This is a genomic window from Jiella marina (genome assembly GCF_024359545.1).
In the GTDB taxonomy this organism is placed as follows: Bacteria; Pseudomonadota; Alphaproteobacteria; order Rhizobiales; family Rhizobiaceae; genus Jiella.
In genome coordinates, this window is record NZ_JAKQZG010000040.1 from 1 (window position 1) to 771 (window position 771).

At 57.2% G+C, this 771-nt stretch carries 1 protein-coding gene; it reads left to right on the forward strand.

The window, feature by feature from the left end; translation table 11 throughout:
• Positions 1-171 precede the first annotated feature (171 nt).
• Positions 172-771 (forward strand): Hint domain-containing protein (locus MF134_RS23780; protein WP_255341870.1); only part of this gene is annotated, 600 nt, incomplete at its 3' end.

Genomic DNA, 771 nt, shown 5'->3' on the forward strand with positions numbered 1-771 from the left:
AGGCATGCGCTACCAAACGTCGCATGCTTTCGGGTTTTCCAATCGACTATGATGGTATTTCGCTTGCCGTGAGCAATAGCCATGGGCGTTTATTTTATTTAAATGCACTAAGATCGCATCCGTCGTATTCTTTAAATATACCCGATTTACGCGACTTCTCCGGAGAGACCCATGGCCACGACAGCGCCAATGTATCTTTACAGCGCAACATCCAATGGCGATGGCACCTACAACGTAACGAACGCGTATAATTATTCCAATATCACGGTTACCGACACCGATGATGGCGGCTCCGACACCCTGACCCAGCTCGGCGATATTCCCAATGACGACGTGCAAGACTCGCTGGGGTTCACGACGACCTATGTCAGAGCCCTGGCGAATGGCAATGGCTTCGTCACCACGGCTTACGGCCGTTTCTACGTTTTTCAGTATGCGCCGAACTACCAGGACGGAGATAGCTTCAATACCGTTTCGTCGTCTTTCACGATCTGCTTCGCCTCCGGAACTGCGATCGCCACAACGCACGGCCCGGTCGCGATCGATGATCTCAAGGTCGGCGATGTTGCGGTGACGGCATCCGGGGCGACGCGCGATATCATCTGGATCGGCCGCCGCACGCTCGACTGCTCGGGCGAGAACGCGCACATGGCGCCGGTCCGGGTGAAGGCGAATGCCTTCGGTGCCGGCGTGCCGGAGCGCGACGTGCTGATGTCGCCCGGTCATCCGGTGATGGTGCGGCAGAACGGCCGCGAAGTGCTCGTGCCGGTC